The organism is Cohnella baijiui (genome assembly GCF_020731285.1).
Taxonomy (GTDB): domain Bacteria; phylum Bacillota; class Bacilli; order Paenibacillales; family Paenibacillaceae; genus Cohnella.
In genome coordinates, this window is record NZ_JAJFOW010000145.1 from 1 (window position 1) to 377 (window position 377).

At 56.0% G+C, this 377-nt stretch carries 2 tRNA genes; both read right to left on the reverse strand.

Features of this window, described 5'->3' with window-relative positions:
- Positions 1-76: 76 nt before the first annotated feature.
- Positions 77-152, reverse strand: a tRNA-Ala gene (locus tag LKX83_RS32045).
- Between the two features lie 24 nt (positions 153-176).
- Positions 177-253: transfer RNA gene (locus tag LKX83_RS32050), tRNA-Ile, on the reverse strand.
- Positions 254-377 lie beyond the last annotated feature (124 nt).

Sequence of the window (377 nt, forward strand, 5' to 3'; positions counted from 1 at the left end):
GGCAAGAGATGTTTCTATTTGCGCTTCGTTTCGCTATCCAGTTTTCAAGGTGCAAGTGATTGCAACGGAGTTGCAATGGTGGAGACAAGGAGGATCGAACTCCTGACCCCCTGCGTGCAAGGCAGGTGCTCTCCCAGCTGAGCTATGTCCCCATGGGAAGTATTCGATTGCTTGTGTGGTGGGCCTTAGTGGACTCGAACCACCGACCTCACCCTTATCAGGGGTGCGCTCTAACCAGCTGAGCTAAAGGCCCGCATTGATTGCCAGGCTCGCTGGCTATTGGCCGCTTATCCCGTAAAGGATAAGATGGCCGGCTTGGCGACGTCCTACTCTCCCAGGACCCTGCGGTCCAAGTACCATCGGCGCTGGAGGGCTTA